This window comes from Comamonas humi, from assembly GCF_054782535.1.
Window position 1 is genome coordinate 176,916 of the sequence record NZ_BAAGSH010000018.1, and the last position, 22,817, is coordinate 199,732.

Annotated in this window: 22 protein-coding genes; 14 read left to right on the forward strand and 8 right to left on the reverse strand. The window is 67.2% G+C overall.

All coding sequences use genetic code 11. The features are described from left to right. Positions 1-20: 20 nt before the first annotated feature. Both ACYVKR_RS18920 and ACYVKR_RS18925 read left to right on the forward strand, forming a co-directional pair. The gene (locus ACYVKR_RS18920; protein ID WP_460482507.1) at positions 21-722 is read left to right on the forward strand and encodes a pirin family protein; all 702 of its coding nucleotides are present in this window, start codon (positions 21-23) and stop codon (positions 720-722) included. Between the two features lie 55 nt (positions 723-777). Further along, on the forward strand, positions 778-1,182 hold the full coding sequence (locus ACYVKR_RS18925) for a DoxX family protein (protein ID WP_460482508.1): 405 nt from the start codon (positions 778-780) through the stop codon (positions 1,180-1,182). 3 nt (positions 1,183-1,185) lie between these two features. Here the strand turns inward: ACYVKR_RS18925 and ACYVKR_RS18930 are convergent, their stop codons facing one another. Beyond that, positions 1,186-1,923 carry a rhodanese-like domain-containing protein gene (locus tag ACYVKR_RS18930; protein ID WP_460482509.1) on the reverse strand — a complete coding sequence of 246 codons (738 nt, stop codon included), beginning with the start codon at positions 1,921-1,923 and terminating at the stop codon, positions 1,186-1,188. Positions 1,924-1,985: 62 nt separating this feature from the next. Beyond that, positions 1,986-3,665 (reverse strand): SulP family inorganic anion transporter, encoded by a 1,680-nt coding sequence (locus tag ACYVKR_RS18935; protein WP_460482510.1) that lies wholly within the window; start codon positions 3,663-3,665, stop codon positions 1,986-1,988. 162 nt (positions 3,666-3,827) lie between these two features. Here ACYVKR_RS18935 and ACYVKR_RS18940 point away from each other — a divergent pair, with 162 nt between their 5' ends. Continuing rightward, positions 3,828-4,808: a S66 peptidase family protein gene (locus ACYVKR_RS18940; protein WP_460482511.1), complete on the forward strand. Its 981-nt coding sequence runs from the start codon at positions 3,828-3,830 to the stop codon at positions 4,806-4,808. 45 nt (positions 4,809-4,853) lie between these two features. Continuing rightward, the gene (locus ACYVKR_RS18945) at positions 4,854-5,762 is read left to right on the forward strand and encodes an adenylate/guanylate cyclase domain-containing protein (protein WP_460482512.1); all 909 of its coding nucleotides are present in this window, start codon (positions 4,854-4,856) and stop codon (positions 5,760-5,762) included. Here the strand turns inward: ACYVKR_RS18945 and ACYVKR_RS18950 are convergent, their stop codons facing one another. From ACYVKR_RS18950 to ACYVKR_RS18970, 5 genes are all read right to left on the reverse strand, one after another. Further along, on the reverse strand, positions 5,763-6,089 hold the full coding sequence (locus ACYVKR_RS18950) for a thioredoxin family protein (protein ID WP_460482513.1): 327 nt from the start codon (positions 6,087-6,089) through the stop codon (positions 5,763-5,765). It lies immediately after the preceding gene. Positions 6,090-6,114: 25 nt separating this feature from the next. Beyond that, the gene (gene mobA / locus ACYVKR_RS18955) at positions 6,115-6,744 is read right to left on the reverse strand and encodes a molybdenum cofactor guanylyltransferase (protein WP_460482514.1); all 630 of its coding nucleotides are present in this window, start codon (positions 6,742-6,744) and stop codon (positions 6,115-6,117) included. A gap of 1 nt (position 6,745) precedes the next feature. After that, complete coding sequence (gene moaA / locus ACYVKR_RS18960; protein ID WP_460482515.1) at positions 6,746-7,903, reverse strand: GTP 3',8-cyclase MoaA; 1,158 nt, start codon at positions 7,901-7,903, stop codon at positions 6,746-6,748. Between the two features lie 45 nt (positions 7,904-7,948). Continuing rightward, positions 7,949-8,488 (reverse strand): DUF2889 domain-containing protein, encoded by a 540-nt coding sequence (locus ACYVKR_RS18965; RefSeq protein WP_460482516.1) that lies wholly within the window; start codon positions 8,486-8,488, stop codon positions 7,949-7,951. 95 nt (positions 8,489-8,583) lie between these two features. Beyond that, positions 8,584-10,017, reverse strand: coding sequence for an aldehyde dehydrogenase family protein (locus tag ACYVKR_RS18970; RefSeq protein WP_460482517.1), 1,434 nt, complete (start codon positions 10,015-10,017; stop codon positions 8,584-8,586). Between the two features lie 173 nt (positions 10,018-10,190). Here ACYVKR_RS18970 and ppa point away from each other — a divergent pair, with 173 nt between their 5' ends. From ppa to ACYVKR_RS18995, 5 genes are all read left to right on the forward strand, one after another. Further along, positions 10,191-10,718 (forward strand): inorganic diphosphatase, encoded by a 528-nt coding sequence (ppa, locus tag ACYVKR_RS18975; RefSeq protein ID WP_460482518.1) that lies wholly within the window; start codon positions 10,191-10,193, stop codon positions 10,716-10,718. A gap of 113 nt (positions 10,719-10,831) precedes the next feature. Then, a complete protein-coding gene (locus tag ACYVKR_RS18980; protein ID WP_460482519.1) occupies positions 10,832-11,947 on the forward strand; it encodes an NAD(P)/FAD-dependent oxidoreductase in 1,116 nt (371 codons plus the stop codon). A 161-nt stretch (positions 11,948-12,108) separates the two neighbouring features. Next, a complete protein-coding gene (locus tag ACYVKR_RS18985; RefSeq protein WP_460482520.1) occupies positions 12,109-12,426 on the forward strand; it encodes a glycine zipper domain-containing protein in 318 nt (105 codons plus the stop codon). A gap of 81 nt (positions 12,427-12,507) precedes the next feature. Further along, a complete protein-coding gene (locus ACYVKR_RS18990) occupies positions 12,508-12,903 on the forward strand; it encodes a phage holin family protein (RefSeq protein WP_460482521.1) in 396 nt (131 codons plus the stop codon). Between the two features lie 24 nt (positions 12,904-12,927). Next, the gene (locus tag ACYVKR_RS18995; protein WP_460482522.1) at positions 12,928-13,266 is read left to right on the forward strand and encodes a hypothetical protein; all 339 of its coding nucleotides are present in this window, start codon (positions 12,928-12,930) and stop codon (positions 13,264-13,266) included. A 65-nt stretch (positions 13,267-13,331) separates the two neighbouring features. Here the strand turns inward: ACYVKR_RS18995 and ACYVKR_RS19000 are convergent, their stop codons facing one another. Further along, on the reverse strand, positions 13,332-14,780 hold the full coding sequence (locus tag ACYVKR_RS19000) for a short-chain fatty acyl-CoA regulator family protein (protein ID WP_460482523.1): 1,449 nt from the start codon (positions 14,778-14,780) through the stop codon (positions 13,332-13,334). Between the two features lie 115 nt (positions 14,781-14,895). Between ACYVKR_RS19000 and scpA the strand changes: the two genes are divergently transcribed. The 5 genes from scpA to accC are packed head-to-tail and all read left to right on the forward strand — an operon-like array spanning position 14,896 to position 22,752. Further along, positions 14,896-17,040, forward strand: coding sequence for a methylmalonyl-CoA mutase (scpA, locus tag ACYVKR_RS19005; RefSeq protein WP_460482524.1), 2,145 nt, complete (start codon positions 14,896-14,898; stop codon positions 17,038-17,040). A gap of 41 nt (positions 17,041-17,081) precedes the next feature. Further along, positions 17,082-18,113 (forward strand): methylmalonyl Co-A mutase-associated GTPase MeaB, encoded by a 1,032-nt coding sequence (gene meaB / locus ACYVKR_RS19010; RefSeq protein ID WP_460482756.1) that lies wholly within the window; start codon positions 17,082-17,084, stop codon positions 18,111-18,113. 26 nt (positions 18,114-18,139) lie between these two features. Beyond that, the gene (locus ACYVKR_RS19015; RefSeq protein WP_460482525.1) at positions 18,140-19,672 is read left to right on the forward strand and encodes an acyl-CoA carboxylase subunit beta; all 1,533 of its coding nucleotides are present in this window, start codon (positions 18,140-18,142) and stop codon (positions 19,670-19,672) included. Positions 19,673-19,695: 23 nt separating this feature from the next. Continuing rightward, positions 19,696-20,643, forward strand: a complete 948-nt coding sequence (locus tag ACYVKR_RS19020; RefSeq protein ID WP_460482526.1) for a hypothetical protein — start codon at positions 19,696-19,698, stop codon at positions 20,641-20,643. 60 nt (positions 20,644-20,703) lie between these two features. Continuing rightward, on the forward strand, positions 20,704-22,752 hold the full coding sequence (accC, locus tag ACYVKR_RS19025) for an acetyl-CoA carboxylase biotin carboxylase subunit (RefSeq protein WP_460482527.1): 2,049 nt from the start codon (positions 20,704-20,706) through the stop codon (positions 22,750-22,752). Positions 22,753-22,817: the final 65 nt, after the last annotated feature.

Here is a 22,817-nt window from a genome sequence, read left to right on the forward strand (position 1 = left end):
CACCCAACCAGGAGTACCTCATGCTGATGGTTCGTAAATCCGCCGACCGGGGCCACGCCGATCATGGCTGGCTCAAGTCCAAGCACAGTTTTTCTTTCGCTGGCTACTACGACCCGCGCTTCATGGGCTGGGGCAACCTGCGCGTCATCAACGAGGACCGCATCGCGCCCGGCACCGGCTTCGGCACCCATGGCCACAAGGACATGGAGATCATCAGCTACGTGCTGGAAGGCAACCTCGCGCACAAGGACAGCATGGGCCACATCGAGGGCCTGCCGCCCGGCGACGTGCAGCGCATGAGCGCTGGCAGCGGCGTGATGCACAGCGAGTTCAACCACGCCCAGGGCCAGGAGACGCACTTCCTGCAGATCTGGATCGAGCCCAGCGTGCGCGGCATTGAGCCCAGCTACGAGCAGAAGGCCTTTGCCGACGCCGACAAGCGCGGCCGGCTGCGCCTGGTGGCTTCGCCCGACGGGGCCGACGGCTCGCTGAGCCTGCACGCTGATGCGCGGCTGTATGCCGGCCTGCTCGACGGTGCCGAGACGGCGGAACTGGCGCTGGCGCCTGGCCGCAAGTCGTATGTGCATGTGGTGCGCGGCGCGGTGTCGGTCAACGGCACGGCGCTGACCGGTGGCGATGCGGCCTACCTCGATGGCGAGACCCGCATCCAGCTGGAGCAGGCCCGCGACGCCGAGGTGTTGGTATTCGACCTCGCCTCTTGACGACATTGGCACCCTTGTGGATGCTTGTATTTCTCTACATTGAACAGGAGTTGATATGAATGGATTGCAAAACCCCTTGTCCCTGCTGGGCCGCATACTGCTGGCGCTGGTGTTTCTTCCCGCCGGCTGGGGCAAGCTGACTGGCTTCCAGGGCACGGTGGGCTACGCCGCCTCGGCCGGCATGCCCATGCCCGAGATCAGCGTGGGCATCGGCCTGGTGGTCGAGCTGCTGGGCGGCCTGGCGCTGCTGTTGGGCTTCAAGACCCGCTATGCGGCCCTGGTGCTGGCGGTGTTCACCGCGGTGGCGAGCTTCTTCTTCCACAAGTACTGGGCCGTGCCCGCCGACAAGGCCATGGTGCAGCAGTTGCTGTTCATGAAGAACATGGGCATGGCCGGTGGCCTGCTGGCCTTCGCGGCCTTCGGCGCCGGTGGCTGGAGCGTGGACGGCAAGAAGGCCTGAGCCTCAGGCCGACGGAGCGCGCAGGCCGTTGTCGACGGCCCGCCGCTCGTCGAACACGAAGCAGTCCCCCTTGAAACCCAGCCCGTCGGTCTCCTCGAAGTACTTGAGGATGCCGCCGTCGAGCTGGTACACCGACTCCACCCCCACGGCCTGCATCAGGATGGCGGCCTTCTCGCAGCGGATGCCGCCGGTGCAGTAGCTGACCACGGTCTTGCCCGCCAGCGCCTGCCGGTTTTCCTGTAGGCGGCCTGGGAACTCGGTGAACTTCCCTAATCCCCAATCGATCGCGCCTTCGAAGGTGCCGGCCGCCACCTCGTAGTCGTTGCGGGTGTCGAGCATCACCACTGGGCGGCCCCCATCGTCATGCCCCTGGGCCAGCCAGCGGCGCAGCACCTGCGGGCTGACGGCCGGAGCGCGCCCCGTGGCGGGGCGGATGGTGGGGTGGTCCATGCGGATGATCTCGTTCCTGACGCGCACCAGCATCTTGCGGAACGGCGCGGTGTCCGTCCAGCTTTCCTTGGGCGACAGGTCGGCAAAGCGCGGATCGCCGCGCATCTCATCGACGAAGGCGCGCACGTCGGCCGCCGGCCCGGCCAGGAAGAAGTTGATCCCTTCGCCGGCCAGCAGGATGGTGCCCTTCAGGCCCAGCTCCAGCGCGCGGTCTTCCAGCCGCTGCCGCCACTCGGCGGCATCGGGCAGGTCGACGAACTTGTAGCAGGAGATGTTGAGTACGGATGGCATGGCCGGCGCAGTGTAGCGTGTTTTTAAGCCAAATTGGCATCCAGGGCAATAGCAGCGAGCGCCTACAGCTCTTCTTTTGATAGTAATTGCAGCCGGTGCACAGCCTCGGTGTCGGTGCGGTAGGTGACGATGCCGCTGGCCGGGCCGAGCAGCCCGGCGCGCTCCAGCGTTTTTTCGACCGGCAGCTTGAGTCCGCTGATGTGCAGCGTGCCGCGCAGCCTGTGCACATGGCTGGCGAGCTGCGCGAACATCTCCACGCCGGTCACGTCGATGCGGTTGATGGGCTGGGCAAACAGCACCACATGCCGCGTGCCGGAAGCCCGCGCGAGGTCGTCGGAAATACGGCTCTCCAGCGCCTTGGCCGAGGCGAAGTCCAGCTCGGCATCCATGCGCAGCGCCAGCAGGTCGTCGGCCAGCGGCGGCAACTGCCACAGGTGGCGGTCGCGCAGGCTGCCGTCCGGGTGCAGGCCGACCTCGATGATGCGCGGATGCAGCCGCTGGTACAGGAAGTGGCTCAGGTTGACCAGCAGCCCGGTGATGACACCCCAGTACAGCCGCGGCGCGGTGAGCAGGGTCACGCCGAAGGTGAGCAGCGCGATGCTGGCCTCCACCCGCGACACGCGCCAGAGTTGGGCCACGAACTTCGGCTTGATGAGCCCGGTGACGGCAGTGACCACAATGGCCGCCAGCACGCCCTGTGGCACGTAGTACAGCGCGGGCGTGAGCCACAGCAGCGCCACCAGCACCAGCACCAGCGCGAACAGCGTGGCCCAGCCGGTCTTGGCGCCGGCATACAGGTTGATGGCCGAGCGCGAGAACGAGGCGCTGGTGGGGAAGGCGCCCACCAGGCCCGAGCTGATCTTGGCCATGCCATGGGCGATCAGGTCCTGGTTCTCGTTCCAGCGCGTGCCGCCCTGGTTGTGCTCGACCTTGGCGCTGGAGGCCGTCTCCAGAAAGCTCACCAGCGTGACCACCAGCACCGGCATCATCAACTGGCCCAGCACCTCCCAGCCCTGCCAGCCGGGCCAGTACCACTGCGGCAGCCCCGAGGGCAGGCTGCCCACGACGGCGCCGCCCCGGTCGGCAAAATCGAAATACCAGCTGATCAGGCCGGCCAGCACGACCACCACGATGGCGGCGGGAAAGCTGGCCTTCCAGCGCTTGAACAGCACCAGCAGCAGCCAGCTGCCGAGACCAAAGCCTGCGCTCGCCAGGTCGAAGTGGTACCACGATGGATCGGACAGCACCGCGCCCCAGGTGGTGCGCAGCCCCAGCAGCGCCGGCAGCTGCGAGGCCAGGATCAGCAGCGCGGCGGCCTGCGTGAAGCCGTTGAGGATGGGCGAGGTGACCAGGTTCAGCAGCCAGCCGAAGCGGACGATGCCGAGCACGATCTGCAGCAGCCCCGAGAGGATCGCCATCCACGCGGCCAGGGCCACCCACTGGGCGCTGCCCGGCTCGGCCAGCCCCGCCAGCGAGGCCCCCACCAGCAACGAGGTGAGCGCGGTCGGCCCCACGCCCAGGCGGGTGGACGAGCTCCACAGCACCGCCACCAGCGGCGGCACCAGCGAGGCGTAGATGCCGGTGACCAGCGGCATGCCGGCCAGCGCCGCATAGGCCACGCCCTGGGGCACCAGCATCAGGCCCACCGTCATCCCCGCCAGGAATTCGCCCTTGAGCAGCTCTCCGGTGGGGCGAGGCCAGGCGAGGAAGGGGAACAGCCGGTGGATCAGTGGTGCGTGCATGGTGGCATTGTGGCCCGCTTGGCGCTGCCAGGCAGTCGCCTTGGCGAGGGAGCGGGCGTTGTCGTTGGTTCTCGGCAGGTATTTTGCGCCGCCGCCGGGCGCATAATCCAGAGCCGGGCCGCGCATTGTCGCGGCCTTGTCCTGAGATTCGAAAAATTCTTCATGCACGACGCACACGCCCATCAACATTGCGACGATCCAGACTGCCACCATGACCACAGCCGTGGCAGCCGGCGCATCTACATCTACTCGCCGGCCGGAGCAGTGCGGGACAAGAAGGCCTTTCGCCGCGCGGTGGCGCGCCTCAAGGCCCTGGGCCACGAGGTCGAGATCGACCCCTCGGCACTCGACTCGCACCAGCGCTTTGCGGGCGACGACGAGGCCCGCCTGGCCGCCATCGCACGGGCCTGCGCCAGCGGCGCCGATGTGGCGCTGATCTCGCGTGGCGGCTATGGCCTGACCCGGCTGCTGCACCGCATTGACTACGACGCCATTGCTCAGGCCATTGCCGGCGGCATGCGCTGGGTGGGCTACAGCGACTTCACCGCGCTGCAGCAGGCGCTGGTGGCCAAGACCGGTGCCGTCACCTGGGCCGGGCCGGCGCTGGTCGAGGATTTCGGCTCGGAGGACGAGTCGGACGACATCATGCTCGACTGCTTCCAGGATCTGCTGGCCGGCAGCGGCGAGGGCGTGGGCTGGCGGCTGCCCAAGGGCGACGAGCCGGCGGATGGCGAAATCTATGTGCCAGAGGCCCAGCTCTGGGGCGGCAACCTGGCCATGGTGGCCTCGCTGCTGGGCACGCCGTACCTGCCCTCGGTCGACGGCGGCATCCTGTTCCTCGAGGACGTGGCCGAGCCACCGTACCGCACCGAGCGCATGCTGACCTCGCTGCTGCACGCCGGTGTGCTGCAGAAGCAGCAGGCCATCGTGCTGGGGCAGTTCTCGAACTACAAGCTCACGCCGCACGACAAGGGCTTCAAGCTGGCCAGCGTGGTGCAATGGGTGCGCGAACAGGCGCAGGTGCCGGTGTTCACCAACCTGCCGTTCGGTCATGTGCCCACCAAGGTGCTGCTGCCGGTGGGCGCGAAGGTATCGCTCAGTGTGGAAGGGCGCGATGCACTGATCTACTGGGGGCACGCATAGAAGGCCATCGCAGCGCAGTCAGAACAAGAGAAGAGGGAGGGAGCCATGGCGAGCATATCCACCGTGGTGTTTGTCGATATTTCGGGCAGCACGGCGCTGTACGAGACGCTGGGCAATGAACAGGCCGCGCATGCGGTCACGGACATCACCGCCTCGGCGCGCAAGGTGATCGAGCAGGCCGGCGGCCGCACCGTGAAGACCATGGGCGACGGCGTGCTGGCGGTGTTTGGCGACAGCGCCGGCGCTGCGTCCGCGCTCAAGCTGGTGATGCGCCGGCACTATGCGCGCTGGCAGAACACCCCCGCCGCCGCGCAGTTCCATGTGCGCGCGGGCGTGTGCACCGGCGAGGTGGTGTCGTTGGGCGATGACTGCTACGGCGACGCCGTCAACATGGCCGCGCGCCTGTGCGAGAAGGCCGGGCAGCGCGAGGTGTGGGTCAGCGCATCGACCATGGCCTCGGCCGCGCGGGCCGATCTCGAGTTCCTGCCACTGGGCTGGATGGAGGTGCGCGGCAAGGCCGAGCCGCAACTGCTGTTCCAGATGCAGTGGGCCGAGCCCGAGTCGAACGAGGTGGTGACCGTCTACGACTCCATCCTGCCGATCACCGAGCCGGAAACCATGGTGCCGCTGAAGCTGCGCCTGGTGGCCAACGGCCTGGAGAAAACCTTTTCGCTACAGGAAATGCCGGTGCAGATCGGCCGCTCGTCCGACTCGGACTGGTGCGTGGCCGACCGGCGCGTCTCGCGCCAGCATGGCCGGGTGGACATGCGCAACGGCGCCCTGGTCTACACCGACCTGAGCCGCTATGGCACCTGGGTGGTGTTTGCCGACAGTGCGCCCATGGTGCTGCGGCGCGAGTCATGCCAATTGCACGGCTCGGGCGTGATTGCGCTGGGCGTCACTACCGAGGACCGCACGGCGCCGTGCACCATGTTCTCGGTGTACCACGCCTAGTCAGGGCGCCAGCGCCGCCAGCAGCTCGCCGAGCGCGGCCTGGCTGGTGGGGCGCACCACGCGGGCCACTTCCTGGCCATCGCGCAGCGCGATCAGCGTCGGCCACAGCTTGACGCGGTAGCTGCGGCCCAGGGGTTTGCCGGGGCCGTCTTCGACCTTGACATGGGCAATGTCGGCGCGGCCGGCCAGCGCCTGCTCGATCAGCGGCTGCGCGCCGGTGCAGTGCGGGCACCAGGGCGTGCCGAACTCCAGCACGGCCAGGCCGCTGCGCTGCTCCATGGATGCGCGGGTGGGTTCCTGGGCGAGATGTTGGGCTGAATAGCTCATGGGCTGGTTTCCATTCGGTGGCGGCTTACCGCAGGGCGAGCGACTGCTCCAGCCATTGCAGATCCGCCGGGGTATTGGCGTTGAAGAAGCTGGCCGGCCCGTCGGGCTCGACCAGCACCTGCACGAAGGCATGCTGCTGAGCCCATTGCCGCACGCGTTGGCCGTCTTGCTCCAGGAAGTTCCGCAGGCTGGCCCGCAGCGATGCCTTCATCAGGCAGAACACCGGCTGGAGCACACGGGCACCGTCGTCGCCGGGCGTGCACACCATGGCGATATCGGCCTGCCCAGCCTGCGCTGCGGCAGCCAGGCGTGCGACCAGATCGGCGGGAAAACGCGGCGTGTCGCAGGGCACGGTCACCAGCCAGGGGGTGCGGCAATGCTCCAGCCCGGCCAGAAAACCGGCCAACGGCCCGGCATGCCGAGGCGTGGAGACGTCGAAACCCGCGTCGCTGACCACGGGCCAGCCCAGGGCCTGGTACTGCGCGATGTGCCGGTTGGCGTTGAGCAGCAGCGGCCCGACCTGCGGCGCCAGCTGCTGCGCGGCCCAGGCGGCCAGCGGCCGGCCCTGCAGCAGCACGAGTCCCTTGTCCGCATGACCCATGCGCGAGCCTTCGCCGCCCGCCAGCACCAGGCCGGTGATGTCCGTGCCCACCATGTCAGCCGCCGATGTAGCTCATCTCGATGCGCTGGCGGCCGGCGGCTTCCGCGGCGCTTTGCTGGCTGCGGCGTTCGGAGTAGTTGTCGTCGCGCTGGCGCCAGACGCCTGCCAGGGCCTGGGCGATCTGCGCGTCGCTGTAGTCGCCGCGCAGCAGGCTGCGCAGGTCCCAGCCGGTGCTGGCGAACAGGCACAGGAACAACCGGCCCTCGGTGGACAGGCGAGCCCGGTTGCAGTCGCCGCAGAAGGCGTGCGAGACGCTGCTGATGAGCCCGATCTCGCCGAGGCTGCGGTCATGCTTGCCGTCGGCGCCGGCATAACCCCATCGCGAGGCAGTCTCACCGACTGCCGTGGCGGCCAGCGGCACCAGTGCGTGGTGCTCCTGCAGGCGCGCCAGCAGTTCGTCGGAGGGCAGCACGTCCTGCATGCGCCAGCCGTTGGTCGCGCCCACGTCCATGTATTCGATGAAGCGCAGCGTGACGCCGCTGCCGCGGAAATGCTGCGCCATGGCCACGACCTCGTGGTCGTTCACGCCGCGCTGCACCACCATGTTGACCTTGATGTTGGCAAAGCCGATGGCCTGCGCGGTCTCGATGCCATCGAGCACCGCGGACACCGGGAAGTCCATGTCGTTCATGCGCCGGAACAATGCGTCGTCCAGGCTGTCGAGGCTCACCGTCAGGCGCTGCAGCCCGGCATCCTTCAGTGCCCGCGCCTTGCGGGTCAGCAATGAGCCATTGGTGGTGAGGGTCAGGTCGGGCGCCTCGCCCTGAAGGGTACGCAGCTCGGCCAACTGGCTGATCAGCACCTCGAGGTTCTTGCGCAGCAGTGGCTCGCCGCCGGTGATGCGCAGCTTGCCCACGCCCAGGCGCAGGAAGATGCGGGCCAGCCGGGTGATTTCCTCGAAGCTCAGCAACGCCGCGTGCGGCAGGTAGGGGTAGTCCTTGTGGAAGACGTCCTTGGGCATGCAGTAGCTGCAGCGGAAGTTGCAGCGGTCGGTGACGCTGATGCGCAGGTCATGCAGCAGCCGGTGCCGCTGGTCGGGCACGAGGTCCGGCGGCCAGCTATCGCTGTCGCCGATGGGGGGAATCGGGAACGTGGGCGCAACACCGCGGTCGGCGGCGCGCAGGTCCACGAGCGGGATCACGGGTTGAGGCATGGGGCCAATGGTACCCGAGCCTGCATGGCTGCGCGCCCGGCGTTGCTATCGTTTCCAGCCGACGAATTGAGGGTAGATGCGTGCGACGGCGGCGCCGTTGAAGTCCCAGCCGGTGCACTGGCCCAGGTGGCGCGGCGGCTGGCTGGGGTCGAGGGCGGCGAACGAGCCCTGCACCGACTGGAAGGCGGCCGTGGCCATGTTGAACAGCAACTCGCGCATATGGGTGCAGCCCTGCACGTTCCCCAGGTTCTGTTCGATGGACTTGCGCCAGCCGCGCGCCATGCTGCAGCCGACCATGCGCTGCATGGTGTCCAGCGCCGGGGGACAGGTGTCGTGCGGATGGGCGTCCATCGCGGCTTCGATGGCCTGCACCACCAGCCGGCCATCCACCGTGGCCCGGATCCACATGTGGTGGATGGCGCTGCCTGCCTTGACGACGCGCGGGCCGGAGAGGGTGACGTCGTAGGGCTTGGTGTCCAGTAGTTCGCCCTCGATGTCCCACAGCCCGTCGTCGCGCTTGAAGCTGCGGTAGCGCACGTCGCGTGAATGGCCAGGGGTGCGGGAGGCGGACGGAGACAGGGGCATGGGGCGGATTACCGAGCGAACGAATGCAGTGACTATCGCGCAAACCGCCGGGCTTGTCAGTGCAGCAGGCGACAGTCCCCGGCCTCCGCGCAGGTTCAGCCGTGGCGGATGGCGACGGTCTTGAGCACCGTGAAGCCATACAGCGCCTCGAAGCCCTTCTCGCGGCCGTGGCCGCTGGACTTGACGCCGCCGAACGGCAGTTCCACGCCGCCGCCCGCGCCGTAGTTGTTGATGAAGACCTGGCCGCTCCGAATCGCCCGGGCCATGCGGAACTGGCGGCTGCCGTCGCGCGTCCACACGCCGGCGACCAGGCCGAAGTCGGTCGCATTGGCCATGGCGATGGCTTCCTCCTCGGTGTCGAAGGCCATGCTGCTGAGCACCGGGCCGAAGACTTCGTCCTGCGCCAGGCGGTGCTGCACGGGCACGTCGCGCAGCAGGGTAGGGGCCTGGTAGTAGCCGGTGTCGGGCGCATCGTCGACGATGCTGCCCTCGGCCACGACGGCGATGCCGTCGTTGTGTGCGTCCGAGAGGAAGTCCCACACCCGCTGCTGCTGGCTCTGGCGGATCAGCGGGCCCAGGTCGAGGTCCTGGCTGGCCGGCCCGACGCGCAGCGCCTCGAAGGCCGAGGCCAGGCGGGCGAGCAGGGTTTCGTAGATCGAGCGTTCCACCAGCAGGCGCGAGCCGGCCGAGCAGGTCTGGCCGGAGTTCTGGGTGATGGCATTGATGATGACGGGAATCGCCGCATCCAGGTCGGCATCGGCAAACACGATCTGCGGGCTCTTGCCGCCCAGCTCCAGCGTGCAGGGGCAGTGGCGCTCGGCCGCGGCCTGCTGGATCAGCGTGCCGACCCGGGGGCTGCCGGTGAAGCTGATGTGCTGCACGCCGGGGTTGCGGGCCAGGGCCTCGCCGACCTCGTGCCCATAGCCGGTCACCACGTTGATGGCGCCGGCCGGAAAGCCTACGTCCGATGCCAGCTGCGCCACGCGCAGCACGCTCAGGCAGGCATCCTCGGATGGCTTGACCACGCAGACATTGCCGGCGGCAAGCGCACCGCCCACGCAGCGGCCGAAGATCTGCATCGGGTAGTTCCAGGGCACGATATGGCCGGTCACGCCGTGCGGCTCGCGCCAGGTCAGCACGCTGAAGCCAGGGGTATAGGGGATGGTCTCGCCGTGCAGCTTGTCGCAGGCGCCAGCGTAGAACTCGAAATAGCGCGCCAGGGCCTGCACGTCGGCACGGGCCTGCTTGGTGGGCTTGCCGCAGTCGCGCTGCTCGATGGCGGCCAGCTCGTCGGCGTGGGCCAGCACGGCCTGGGAAAGCTTGAGCAGCAGGCGCCCGCGCTCCAGCGGCGCCAGCTTGCTCCAGACGTTGTCGTAGCACAGGCGCGCGGCCTGCACGGCATGGTCCACGTCTTCGGCATTGCCGCGCTGGATCTCGTCGTACGGCTGGCCGTCGGAGGGATCGATCACGGCAATTGTTTTGCCCGATAGCGAAGGAACGGCCGCATTGGCGATATGGTGGAACTGCATGATTCTCCCCTGGAGGCAAGGCTGTGGACCCGCGCCGGCAACGGCAGAGGGCGACGATGCCGGGCAAGTCTACGCCATGTGGCGCGCGAAGCGCCTAAAATCACGCGGTTTGGCTGTCACCCGGGCGGGTGCGCAAGCCGGGATGTTTTTCTCTTTCTCTACCTAGGAAGCCTATGTCGTTCGAAAAAGTGCCTGCAGGCAGCAAAGCCCCCGAAGTGTTCAACGTGGTGATCGAGATCTCGGCCAATGCCGCGCCGATCAAGTATGAAGTGGACAAGGAAGCCGACGCCGTCTTCGTGGACCGCTTCATGACCACCGCCATGCACTATCCCGCCAACTACGGCTACGTGCCCCAGACCCTGTCGGGCGACGGCGACCCGGTGGACGTGCTGGTGATGACCCCGTTCCCGCTGCCTCCGGGCGTGGTCGTGCCCTGCCGCGCACTGGGCATCCTGATGATGGAAGACGAGGCCGGCGTCGACGGCAAGGTGCTGGCCGTGCCCACGCAGAAGATCCTGCCCCAGTACGCCAAGATCGAGTCGATCGACGACATCCCCGAGATCACGCTCAAGCAGATCTCGCACTTCTTCGAGCACTACAAGGACCTGGAGCCGGGCAAGTGGGTCAAGGTGACCGGCTGGCAGGGCGTGGATGCGGCCAAGAAGGAAGTCGTGGACGGCATCGCCAATTACAAGAAGTAAGCCATGTGCCGGCCCAGGCCGGCCTGCGCGAAGAAACCGGGCAATGTCCCGGTTTTTTTATGGATGCGCGGCTGCCCGCGGGTAGACTGGCTGCCCAGTTTCAGGAGAGTTCGATGGCGGATGTGGTGGATTGCGTGGTGATTGGCGCGGGCGTCGTGGGGCTGGCGGTGGCCCGGCGCCTGGCGCTGGCCGGCCGTGAGGTGATGGTGCTCGAAGCCCAGGATGCGATTGGCACCGGCACCAGTTCGCGCAACAGCGAGGTGATCCATGCCGGCATCTACTACCCCGAGGGCTCGCTGAAGGCGCGCCTGTGCGTGCAAGGCAAGGAGCTGCTCTATGCCTATTGCGCCGAGCGCGGCATCGATCACCGCCGCTGCGGCAAGCTGATCGTCGCCACCTCCGAAGCCCAGCGTGGCGAGCTGCAGAACATTGCCCGGCATGCGGCTGCCAATGGCGTCGATGACCTGGTCCTGCTCGACCGGGCCCAGGCCCGGCAGCTGGAGCCCGCGCTGGAATGCGTGGCGGCGCTGCATTCCCCCAGCACCGGCATCGTCGACAGCCATGGCCTGATGTTGGCGCTGCAAGGCGACCTGGAGCATGCCGGCGGCATGGTGATCTTCAATGCGCCGCTGGTGCATGCGCAATGCGGGGCCGAGGTGGATGGCGTCTCCGGCATCCTGCTGCGCACCGAGGACGGCACCGAGCTGCTGGCGCGTACCGTCGTCAATGCGGCCGGCCTGTGGGCGCCCGACCTGGCGGGCAGGTTCGAAGGGCTGGACGCGCAGCACGTGCCCAAGGCCTACTACGCTAAGGGCAACTATTTCGTGCTGTCGGGCCGGGCACCGTTCACGCACCTGATCTATCCGGTGCCCGAGGCGGCTGGGCTGGGCGTGCACCTGACGCTGGACCTGGGCGGACAGGCCAAGTTCGGGCCCGACGTGCAATGGGTGGAGCATGCCGACGACCTGCTGGTGGACCCAGCGCGCGGCGACGTGTTCTACGCCGCGGTACGAAGCTACTGGCCCGCCCTGCAGGATGGGCAGTTGCAGACGGGCTATGCCGGCATCCGCCCCAAGATCAGCGGCCCGGGCCAGCCGTCGGCCGATTTCTGCATCCAGGATGCCGGAGTCCATGGCGTGCCGGGGCTGGTGAATCTCTTCGGCATCGAGTCGCCGGGGCTCACGAGCTGCCTAGCCATTGCCGACGAAGTCGCGGGCCGGCTGGCGTAGCGAATCTGCGGGAGTAGGCCTGCTCCGACAGCCCCGTGCGTAGTTACCATGCGCCGGCAGTGCTACATATTCCGTTACCATCGGACCAGGCTGCGGCACCGGGCCTGGCGCCCGCGATGCCGCGATTCCCTCCATCCCTGTGAAACAAGAAAAGGATGCATATGCGTATTTCTTCGAATCTGAGCGACACCGTCTCCAGCGCCCAGGCGGACCTGGAAAAGCTGGTCAGCGATCTGCGCGGTGTTCTGTCGAGCAAGGACCTGGACAACCTGCCCGAGATCCGCCAACTGCGTGCGCGCCTGGACGAGACCGTCGGCAATGCGCGCGACGGCGCCATCCGCGCCGCCCAGGATGCCGCCCGCCAGGCTAAGGAAGCTGCGCTGGCCGCTGACCGCTACGCCCACGACGAGCCTTGGCGCGTGGCCGGGGCTGCGCTGGCCGTGGGTGCCTTGATCGGCTTCCTGTTCTCGCGCCGCTGAGCCGGTCCCGCCAGGCCTGCGTAACCAAAGCCTGCATGCCGGTGAAGCGCCGGTGCCTGCAGGCTTCAGATGGGGGGATTCATGAATTGGTTGTCTTTGCTGGGCCTGGACTCCTGGGTCGATCGCTGGCGCACGAGCCTGCACGAGGGCACGATTGCCGTCGAAGACCGTATGGATTTGCTGGCCCTCGAGTGGCGCCAGCAAAAGCAGTACCTGCAATACCTGCTGGTGGTGGGGCTGGTCGCGGCCGGCCTGACCATCGTGGCGCTGGTCGCGCTGTCGACGGCCATCGTGGTGCATTTCTGGGACACGCCGAGCCGCGTGACCGCCGCCTGGTGCGTGGCGCTGGTGTGGATGGTGGCCTGGGTGGCGGTGCTGGTGTCGCTGGTCGGCACGGTGCGCAAGGCGTCGCAGGCGTTTTCGCTGAGCCGGCGCGAGCTGCGCAAGGACTGGCGGACCTTCAAGGGCCGGTTGTGATCCACCGATGAGAGAGATACCTGCATGACCGACCACCGCTCCCACGACGATTCGCACCACAACCATCCCGCTGCCGGGCCGGTGAGCCCGGAAGCCCAGGAGGTGCTGGCCCGCATCCAGGCTCAGCGCGAGCGCCTGCGGGCCCGTCAGGCTGCGCAGCGCCAGGCCGCAGCCTTGCAGCACGCCCATCCGGTGGCGCGGGATACCAGCTATGGGCCGCTGGTGGAAAGGGCGGTTGCCTTTGGCCGCCAGCATCCGGTGGCCTGTGCTGCAGCGCTGGGCCTGTCGCTGGTGCTGGGGCCGCGCCGGCTGATCCGCTTCGCGGCCTTTGCCTTGCCGCTGGCGATGAAGCTGCGCAAATAGGCGACAGGATTCCTGGTAGCCCCAAAAAGCGGCCTGGCCGCTTTTTTTACGTCCATCCAGCAGGATCAGGCGGGGGCGTAGGGCGCGAAGCGGCGGGCGTTCGGATCGATGCTGAGCGGGCGTCCGAGCGCCGGAAAGGCCCGTTGCACGCAATTTTCCCGGTCGCAGACCTTGCAGCCCGCACCGATGGGGACGGCCCGCTCCGGGGTTTCGAGCCCCAGGCCATCGGCATAGACCAGCCGGTGGGCATGGCGTGCATCGCAGCCCAGTGCTACCGAGAAAACGCGGCGTGGCGTCCCGTAGCCGCCGAGCCGGTGCTCCACCGTGCGCGCAATCCAGAGGTAGGTGCGCTCGTCGGGCATGCGGGCCAGTTGCGTGAGTATCTTGCCGGGCTGGGAGAAGGCGTCATACACGTTCCAGAGCGGACAGGTGCCGCCGGAGCGCGAGAAGTGGAAATCCACCGAAGACTGGCGCTTGGACATGTTGCCGGCGCAATCCACCCGCACAAAGAAGAACGGAATGCTGTGCGGGTGCGAATGCCGCATGGTGGACAGGCGGTGGCCTACCGTCTCGAAGCCCACCCCAAAGCGTTCGCCGAGCAGGTCGATGTCGTAGCGCAGCTCGTCGGCGGTGTTCTGGAAGAGCCGGTTGGGCAGCAGCAGTGCGCCGGCGAAATGGTTGGCGAAGCCGATGCGCGCCAGCGCGCGTGCCTCGTCGCTGCCGAAACGGGCCGCATCGATGAAGCCGTCGATGGTGGGCCCCGATTCCAGCAGCGCCAGCTGGATGCCGAGCTGAAATGCTTGCTGCCCGGCGCTCAGCCCGGTGGCCAGGTGCAGTTCCCGGGCCTGGGATTCCAGCCAGCGCAACGGCTGCTCGGCTGCGGGGGAGCCAGGGTCGCGTCGCACGGCGATGCCATGGCGCGCCTGCAGCCTCAGTTCCAGCGCCGCCGCCAGCTGGACGGCGTGCGGGGCATGGGGATCGAAATAGTGGGGCTGCAACTGCTGGTACAGCTGCTCGGCCTGCTCATCCAGCAGGGCCAGGTGCTGGTGGCCGGCATAGAAGAACTCCCGCACTTCCTCGTAGGGCTGCACAGGCGCCGCGGCGGCATGCGGGAGCTGGTCGCCGTAGGTGTTCTCGGCAATCAGCGACAGGCGCTCTTCGGTGGCCCTCAAGCGCTTGTGCATGCCCACGATGGCGCGGGTCGCGGCCGGCAGCTGCTGGGCGAGGATCTTGGTCTCCGACAGGGGAACCTGGTCGCCATCCGGCATCTCGGCCAACACGTTGCGCAACTCGCCCAGCTGCCGCGCCTGGGTGTCCTCGGAGAACTGCTGCAGGTCGATGCCGAATGCCGCCTGCAGCCGCAGCAGCACATTAACCGTCAGCGGCCGCTGGTTGTTCTCGATCTGGTTGAGATAGCTGGATGACACCTTCAGCGCCTGTGCCAGCGCAGCCTGGGTCAGGCTGCGCTGCTCCCGCAGCGTCTTGAGGTGGGTGCCCATGAAGGCCTTGCTCATGTTTGCAAACCTCGCAAATTTACAGAGTTAATTCGCAAGAATTTCACTTCTTGTCATTGCGTATCTTCGCTATTTTTGCGAAGATTGTAAACATGGATATCACAGGATAAGCACCATGGCTTTCGATTTTGGAGATCTGCAGCGCTGGAACCTCGCGGCCGGCAAGTCGGCCCCCCAGGGCAACGTGGACGCCTTGAACTGGGTCACGCCGGACGGCATCACCGTCAAGCCCCTGTACACCGCGGCCGACCTGCAAGGCTTGCAACATACCGACACGCTGCCCGGTTTTGAGCCCTACATCCGCGGCCCGCAGGCCACGATGTACGCGGTGCGCCCCTGGACCATCCGCCAGTACGCGGGCTTCTCGACCGCCGAGGAGTCCAATGCCTTCTACCGCCGGGCACTGGCCGCCGGCGGGCAGGGCGTGTCCGTGGCCTTCGACCTGGCCACGCACCGCGGCTACGACAGCGACCATCCGCGCGTCACCGGCGACGTGGGCAAGGCTGGCGTGGCGATCGACAGCGTGGAAGACATGAAGATCCTGTTCGACGGCATCCCGCTCGACAAGGTCTCCGTCTCGATGACCATGAACGGCGCCGTGCTGCCGGTGCTGGCCGGCTATGTGGTGGCGGCCGAGGAGCAGGGCGTGGCGCAGGACCAGCTCTCCGGAACGATTCAGAACGACATTCTGAAAGAGTTCATGGTGCGCAACACCTACATCTACCCGCCCAAGCCGTCGATGAAGATCATCGGCGACATCATCGAGTACACGAGCCAGAACATGCCCAAGTTCAACTCGATCTCGATCTCGGGCTACCACATGCAGGAAGCCGGCGCCAACCAGGCGCTGGAGCTGGCCTTCACGCTGGCCGACGGCAAGGAGTATGTGAAGACCGCCATCGCCAAGGGCATGGACGTGGACGCGTTCGCGGGCCGCCTGTCGTTCTTCTGGGCGGTGGGCATGAACTTCTACCTGGAGATCGCCAAGATGCGCGCCGCGCGCCTGCTGTGGTGCCGCATCATGAAGGACTTCAACGCCAAGAACCCCAAGAGCCTGATGCTGCGCACCCACAGCCAGACCAGCGGCTGGAGCCTGACCGAGCAGGACCCCTACAACAACGTGGTGCGCACCACCATCGAGGCCATGGCGGCCGTGTTTGGCGGCACCCAGAGCCTGCACACCAATGCCCTGGACGAAGCGATCGCGCTGCCTACCGAATTCTCGGCCCGCATCGCGCGCAACACCCAGCTCATCATCCAGGAAGAGACCCACATCACCAATGTGATCGACCCCTGGGCCGGCAGCTACCTGATGGAGAAGCTGACGCAGGACATGGCCGATGCCGCCTGGAAGATCATCGAGGAAGTGGATGCCATGGGCGGCATGACCGCCGCCGTGGACAGCGGCTGGGCCAAGCTCAAGATCGAGGCCGCGGCCGCCGAGAAGCAGGCGCGCATCGACTCGGGCAAGGAAGTCATCGTCGGTGTCAACAAGTACAAGCTGGCCAAGGAAGACCCGGTCGACATCCTCGAGGTGGACAACGTCAAGGTGCGCGACAGCCAGATCGCCCGCCTGAAGAATATCAAGCAAAAACGCGATCAAACCCAGGTGGAGCAAGCGCTAGCTGCTCTCACATCTGCAGCAGAATCCGGTGAAGGCAACCTGCTGCATCTGGCGATCAACGCCGTGCGCCTGCGCGCCACGGTGGGTGAAGTCTCCGACGCGCTGGAAAAGGTCTTCGGCCGCCACCGCGCCGATACGCAGAAGGTGACCGGTGTGTACGCGGCCGCCTACGACTCGGCCGAAGGCTGGGAAAAGCTGAAGGGCGAAATCGCCGCCACGGCCGAGGAACTGGGCCGCCGCCCGCGCGTGATGATCGCCAAGCTGGGCCAGGACGGCCACGACCGCGGTGCCAAGGTGGTGGCCACGGCCTTCGCCGACCTGGGCTTCGACGTGGACATGGGCCCGCTGTTCCAGACGCCCGAGGAGTGCGCGCGCCAGGCCATCGAGAACGACGTGCACGCCGTCGGCGTGTCCACGCTGGCCGCAGGCCACAAGACCCTGGTGCCGGCCATCATCGAGGCGCTGAAAGAGCAGGGCGCGGACGACATCATCGTCTTCGTCGGCGGCGTGATCCCGGCGCAGGACTACGACTTCCTCTATGGCGCCGGCGTCAAGGGCGTCTACGGCCCGGGCACGCCGATCCCGGCCAGCGCCAAGGATGTGCTGGAGCAGATCAAGAAGGCAGCATTGGCATGACGCTGGGCGCCAATGGCAGCCAGCCCTTGGGCCACGAATCGATGAACGCACCGCCACTGCCCTGGCTGGACGGCATCCTGCATGGCGCCTCGCCGCAGAAGCGCCGCGCCATGGCCAAGGCCATCACGCTGCTGGAATCCACCCGCGCCGACCACCGTGCGCAGGCCGACGCCATGCTGACCGCGCTGCTGCCGCACACGGGCCGGGCGTTTCGCCTGGGCATCAGCGGCGTGCCCGGCGTGGGCAAGAGCACCTTCATCGAATCGCTGGGCCTGTACCTGATCGCCCAGGGGCTGAAGGTGGCGGTGCTGGCCATCGATCCCTCGTCCACCGTGTCGGGGGGCTCCATCCTCGGCGACAAGACGCGCATGGAGCAGCTCTCGGTCAACGAGAACGCCTACATCCGCCCCAGCCCCAGCAGCGGCACGCTGGGCGGCGTAGCCGAGAAGACGCGCGAGGCCATGCTGGTCTGCGAGGCCGCGGGCTATGACGTGGTGATCATCGAGACCGTGGGCGTGGGCCAGAGCGAGATCGCGGTGCACGGCATGACCGACATGTTCGTGCTGCTGCAACTGCCCAACGCCGGCGACGACCTGCAGGCCATCAAGAAGGGCGTGATGGAGATCGCCGACCTGGTCGTCATCAACAAGGCCGACATCGACCCCCACGCTGCCACCCGCGCCCAGGCGCAGATCACCTCCAGCCTGCGCCTGCTGGGCATGCACGGCAACCCCGACCATGCCACGACCGGGGCGCTGTGGCAGCCGCGCGTGGTGCAGATCAGCGCCTTGCTGGGGCAGGGCGTGGAAGGCTTCTGGCAGGCGGTGGCGAGCTACCGCGAGATGCAGACCGCCAACGGGCGCCTGCAGTTGCGCCGCGAAAAGCAGGCGCTGGCCTGGATGTGGGAGCGTATCGACCACGGGCTCAAGCAGGCCTTTCGCGCGCACCCCCAGGTCAAGGCTATGCTGCCGCAGTTGCAGGCCGACGTGGCGGCCGGGCGTATCGCGGCATCGACCGCAGCAAGAAATCTGCTCGCAGCGCAATCCAGTCAAGCGCTGCCAGCTACTGATTGAATAGCAATTTCAACGAAAGAGCGATCATGCAAGACATCCTCAAACAATTGGAGAACAAGCGCGAGCAGGCCCGCCAGGGTGGCGGCGAGAAGCGCATCGCCGCGCAGCACAAGAAGGGCAAGCTCACGGCGCGCGAGCGCATCGAGCTGCTGCTGGACGACGGCACCTTCGAGGAATGGGACATGTTCGTCGAGCACCGCTGCACCGACTTCGGCATGCAGGAGCAGAAGATCCCCGGCGACGGCGTGGTCACCGGCTACGGCATGATCAACGGCCGCCTGGTGTTCGTGTTCAGCCAGGACTTCACAGTGTTCGGCGGCGCGCTCTCCGAGACGCATGCCGAGAAGATCTGCAAGATCATGGACCAGGCGATGAAGGTGGGCGCCCCGGTGATCGGCCTGAACGACTCGGGCGGTGCGCGCATCCAGGAGGGCGTGGCCTCGCTCGGCGGCTATGCCGACGTGTTCCAGAAGAACGTGCTGGCCTCGGGCGTGGTGCCCCAGATCTCGATGATCATGGGCCCGTCCGCCGGCGGCGCGGTGTATTCGCCGGCCATGACGGACTTCATCTTCATGGTCAAGGACAGCTCCTACATGTTCGTGACCGGCCCCGAGGTGGTGAAGACCGTCACGCACGAGGAAGTCACGGCCGAGGAACTGGGCGGCGCTGTCACCCACACCACCAAGAGCGGCGTGGCCGACCTGGCCTTCGAGAACGACGTGGAGGCGCTGATGATGCTGCGCCGCCTGTACAACTACCTGCCGCTGAACAACCGCGAGAAGGCGCCCGTGCGCCGCACCACCGACCCGAGCGACCGCGCCGACCTGTCGCTGGACACCCTGGTGCCCGACAACCCGAACAAGCCCTACGACATGAAGGAGCTGATCGTCAAGACCGTGGACGACGGCGACTTCTTCGAGCTGCAGCCCGACTACGCCAAGAACATCATCATCGGCTTTGCACGCATGGCCGGGCAGACGGTGGGCGTCGTCGCCAACCAGCCGCTGGTGCTGGCCGGCTGCCTGGACATCAAGAGCTCCATCAAGGCCGCGCGCTTCGTGCGCTTCTGCGATGCGTTCAACATCCCCGTCGTCACCTTCGTGGACGTGCCCGGCTTCATGCCCGGCACCAGCCAGGAATACGGCGGCATCATCAAGCACGGCGCCAAGCTGCTGTACGCCTATGCCGAGGCCACGGTGCCCAAGATCACCATCATCACGCGCAAGGCCTACGGCGGCGCCTACGACGTGATGGCCTCCAAGCACCTGCGCGGCGACGTGAACCTGGCCTGGCCCCATGCCGAGATCGCGGTGATGGGCGCCAAGGGCGCGGTCGAGATCATCTTCCGCGAGGACAAGAACGACCCCGCCAAGCTCGCCGCCAAGGAGGCCGAGTACAAGGCCCGCTTCGCCAACCCCTTCGTGGCCGGCGCGCGCGGCTTCATCGACGACGTGATCCTGCCGCACGAGACGCGCAAGCGCATCTGCCGCAGCCTGGTCATGCTGCAGAATAAGAAGCTGGACAACCCCTGGCGCAAGCACGGCAACATCCCGCTGTAAAGCCACGCAGACTCCAGGCCGCCATGCTGTCCCTTCCCATCCCCGCACTGAACCATGCCGCACGCATGGCGCTGCTCGGCGCCTGCCTGCTGCTGGCCGGCGGTGGGGCGGGGGCACAGGAGCGTTCTGCCATGGAGCTGGCCGACAGTGCCCGGCTCTATGACATGGGCTCCATCGCCGATGCGGGCGGGCGGGGTGCACGCTGGTGGGTGGAGGCCGTGCCGCAAGGCGGCAATCCGGCCTCGCCCTGCGCGCCCCGCACGCTGCACGTGCTGGTGGATGTGCACATGCAGCTGGCCCGCGAGGGCGTGGCCCGCGAGTGGATGCAGCTGGCGCACCAGCGCTGGGTGCAGGACTGCGCCGCCGAGCGGCGCGCCACCGCGCCGATGATGGTGCGCATCCAGATCCACCAGGGCTTCGAGCTGGCGCCAGACGCATCCGGCCACATGCCGCGCGGCCTGGTGAATGCGATGGCGGCCTTCCAGAACGGCAGCCTGTCGTTCCAGCAGTACCAGAACAGTGCTGCCCAGGCGCCGGCGCAGTCGCCCGACGAGGGCAACGGGTACGAGGCCAATGCCCAGCGCCTGTCCCGCCTGGCCCAGCGCTACCAGGCGGGCCGCGTGATGGACATGCAGGGCCTGGACCGCCTGCGCTCGAAGCCGGTGGAAAAGGTGCTGCTGATGGCCATCCAGCCGGGTGCGCTGGTAGGGCGCAACAAGCGTGTCGTGCACGGCGCGCGGCACGAGGGTTGGGACGCCAGTTCCGCCGTGGTGGAAGGCGCCGAGGTGGCCAAGTGGAACGACGACAGCCGCATGGTGGCCGTGCGCGTGAAGGCGCGCTCGACCGACGTGCGCACGCCGGACCGGTGGGTGCTGACGCTACTGGGAAGCCAGCCCTGCCGCCAGCGCGATTGCGAAGATTTCTTGCTGATGCCCGGAGGGCAGTGGATCACCCAGCGCGAGCTGCACTGATGCCCCCGAGGCCATGACCGATTGATTGACAGATAGATACCGAGACCAGGAGCGAACCCTATGTTTTCCAAGATCCTGATTGCCAACCGTGGCGAAATCGCTTGCCGAGTAATTGCTACTGCCCGCAAGATGGGCATCGCCACCGTCGCCGTCTACTCCGACGCCGACAAGGACGCGCGCCACGTCAAGCTGGCCGACGAGGCCGTGCACATCGGCGCCGCGCCGTCGCGCGAGTCCTACCTGCTGGCCGACAAGATCATTGCCGCCTGCAAGCAGACCGGCGCCCAGGCCGTGCATCCCGGCTATGGCTTCCTGTCCGAGAACGAGGCCTTCGCGCGCCGCGTGGAGGAAGAGGGCATCACTTTCATCGGCCCCAAGCATGCGGCCATTGCCGCGATGGGCGACAAGATCGCCTCGAAGAAGCTGGCGAACGAGGCCAAGGTCAACACCATCCCCGGCTACAACGACCCGATCTCGGGCCCCGAGCAGGCGGTGGAGATCGCCAAGGACATCGGCTACCCGGTGATGATCAAGGCCTCGGCCGGCGGCGGCGGCAAGGGCCTGCGCGTGGCCTACAACGACAAGGAAGCCTTCGAGGGCTTCGCCAGCTGCCAGAACGAGGCCCGCAACAGCTTCGGCGATGACCGCGTGTTCATCGAGAAGTTCGTGCAGGAGCCGCGCCACATCGAGATCCAGGTGCTGGGCGACGGACACGGCAACGTGGTCTACCTGAACGAGCGCGAATGCTCGATCCAGCGCCGCCACCAGAAGGTGATCGAGGAGGCGCCGTCGCCCTTCATCAGCGACGCCACCCGCAAGGCCATGGGCGAGCAGGCCGTGGCGCTGGCCAAGGCCGTGGGCTACCAGAGCGCAGGCACGGTGGAATTCGTGGTCGGCAAGGACCAGGACTTCTACTTCCTCGAGATGAACACCCGCCTGCAGGTGGAGCACCCGGTGACCGAGTGCATCACCGGTTTGGACCTGGTCGAGCAGATGATCCGCGTGGCCGCCGGCGAAAAGCTCTCGTTCGCGCAGGGCGATGTGCAGCGCAACGGCTGGGCCATCGAGTGCCGCATCAACGCCGAAGATCCGTTCCGCAACTTCCTGCCGTCCACCGGCCGCCTGGTGCGCTTCCAGCCGCCCGAGCAGAGCATGTGGCAGGCCGACACCGAACACCTGCAGGGTGTGCGCGTGGACACCGGCGTGTACGAGGGCGGCGAGATCCCGATGTACTACGACTCGATGATCGCCAAGCTCATCGTGCACGGCAAGGACCGCAACGAGGCCATCGCCAAGATGCGCGAGGCGCTCAACGGCTTCGTGATCCGCGGCATCAGCAGCAACATCCCGTTCCAGGCCGCGCTGCTGGCCCACCCCAAGTTCGTGTCGGGCGAGTTCAACACCGGCTTCATCGCCGAGCACTACGGCCAGGGTTTCCATGCCGAGGATGTGCCGCACGACGACCCCGATTTCCTCGCTGCGCTGGCGGCCTTCATGAACCGCCGCTACCGCAGCCGCGCCGCCTCCATCAGCGGCCAGGTGCAGGGCCATGAGGTCAAGGTGGGCGTGGACTACACCGTGGTCGTGCTGGGCGCCGAAGGCCAGAACCGCCATGTGCAGGCCCATGTGACCGACTTCGAGCGCGACACCCGCTCGGCCAAGGTGGAGATCGGCGGCAAGCACTACGACTTCCAAAGCAATACGGTGCTGCGCGAGCTGCGCGTGCAGGGCACGGTGAATGGCCAGCCCTTCACGGCGCAGGTGGAGCGTGGCACGGCCAAGAACCCGCTGGTGCTGCGCGTGATCCACAACGGCACGCAGATCGACGCGCTGGTGCTGTCGCCGCTGGGTGCCCGCCTGCACGAGCTGATGCCCTTCAAGGCACCGCCGGACCTGTCCAAATTCCTGCTGTCGCCCATGCCCGGCCTGCTGGTGGACGTGGCCGTGCAGCCCGGCCAGAAGGTGCAGGCCGGCGAGAAGCTGGCGGTGATCGAAGCCATGAAGATGGAGAACATCCTCTTCGCGGCGCAAGACGGCGTGGTCAGCAAGGTCAGCGCCGGCAAGGGTGATTCGCTGGCGGTGGACGACGTGATCCTGGAATTCGAGTGATCCTTCTGGCGGCGCGCCGCCAGTCCAACCCAAAGCCCCGCATGCTTTCAGGCCTGCGGGGCTTT

Bases quoted from the DNA above. Each gene is read 5' to 3' on its own strand.
- ACYVKR_RS18920 (WP_460482507.1), top strand. From the start codon at position 21: ATGCTGATGGTTCGTAAATCCGCCGACCGGGGCCACGCCGATCATGGC.
- ACYVKR_RS18925 (WP_460482508.1), top strand. From the start codon at position 778: ATGAATGGATTGCAAAACCCCTTGTCCCTGCTGGGCCGCATACTGCTG.
- ACYVKR_RS18930 (WP_460482509.1), bottom strand. From the start codon at position 1,923: ATGCCATCCGTACTCAACATCTCCTGCTACAAGTTCGTCGACCTGCCC.
- ACYVKR_RS18935 (WP_460482510.1), bottom strand. From the start codon at position 3,665: ATGCACGCACCACTGATCCACCGGCTGTTCCCCTTCCTCGCCTGGCCT.
- ACYVKR_RS18940 (WP_460482511.1), top strand. From the start codon at position 3,828: ATGCACGACGCACACGCCCATCAACATTGCGACGATCCAGACTGCCAC.
- ACYVKR_RS18945 (WP_460482512.1), top strand. From the start codon at position 4,854: ATGGCGAGCATATCCACCGTGGTGTTTGTCGATATTTCGGGCAGCACG.
- ACYVKR_RS18950 (WP_460482513.1), bottom strand. From the start codon at position 6,089: ATGAGCTATTCAGCCCAACATCTCGCCCAGGAACCCACCCGCGCATCC.
- mobA (WP_460482514.1), bottom strand. From the start codon at position 6,744: ATGGTGGGCACGGACATCACCGGCCTGGTGCTGGCGGGCGGCGAAGGC.
- moaA (WP_460482515.1), bottom strand. From the start codon at position 7,903: ATGCCTCAACCCGTGATCCCGCTCGTGGACCTGCGCGCCGCCGACCGC.
- ACYVKR_RS18965 (WP_460482516.1), bottom strand. From the start codon at position 8,488: ATGCCCCTGTCTCCGTCCGCCTCCCGCACCCCTGGCCATTCACGCGAC.
- ACYVKR_RS18970 (WP_460482517.1), bottom strand. From the start codon at position 10,017: ATGCAGTTCCACCATATCGCCAATGCGGCCGTTCCTTCGCTATCGGGC.
- ppa (WP_460482518.1), top strand. From the start codon at position 10,191: ATGTCGTTCGAAAAAGTGCCTGCAGGCAGCAAAGCCCCCGAAGTGTTC.
- ACYVKR_RS18980 (WP_460482519.1), top strand. From the start codon at position 10,832: ATGGCGGATGTGGTGGATTGCGTGGTGATTGGCGCGGGCGTCGTGGGG.
- ACYVKR_RS18985 (WP_460482520.1), top strand. From the start codon at position 12,109: ATGCGTATTTCTTCGAATCTGAGCGACACCGTCTCCAGCGCCCAGGCG.
- ACYVKR_RS18990 (WP_460482521.1), top strand. From the start codon at position 12,508: ATGAATTGGTTGTCTTTGCTGGGCCTGGACTCCTGGGTCGATCGCTGG.
- ACYVKR_RS18995 (WP_460482522.1), top strand. From the start codon at position 12,928: ATGACCGACCACCGCTCCCACGACGATTCGCACCACAACCATCCCGCT.
- ACYVKR_RS19000 (WP_460482523.1), bottom strand. From the start codon at position 14,780: ATGAGCAAGGCCTTCATGGGCACCCACCTCAAGACGCTGCGGGAGCAG.
- scpA (WP_460482524.1), top strand. From the start codon at position 14,896: ATGGCTTTCGATTTTGGAGATCTGCAGCGCTGGAACCTCGCGGCCGGC.
- meaB (WP_460482756.1), top strand. From the start codon at position 17,082: ATGAACGCACCGCCACTGCCCTGGCTGGACGGCATCCTGCATGGCGCC.
- ACYVKR_RS19015 (WP_460482525.1), top strand. From the start codon at position 18,140: ATGCAAGACATCCTCAAACAATTGGAGAACAAGCGCGAGCAGGCCCGC.
- ACYVKR_RS19020 (WP_460482526.1), top strand. From the start codon at position 19,696: ATGCTGTCCCTTCCCATCCCCGCACTGAACCATGCCGCACGCATGGCG.
- accC (WP_460482527.1), top strand. From the start codon at position 20,704: ATGTTTTCCAAGATCCTGATTGCCAACCGTGGCGAAATCGCTTGCCGA.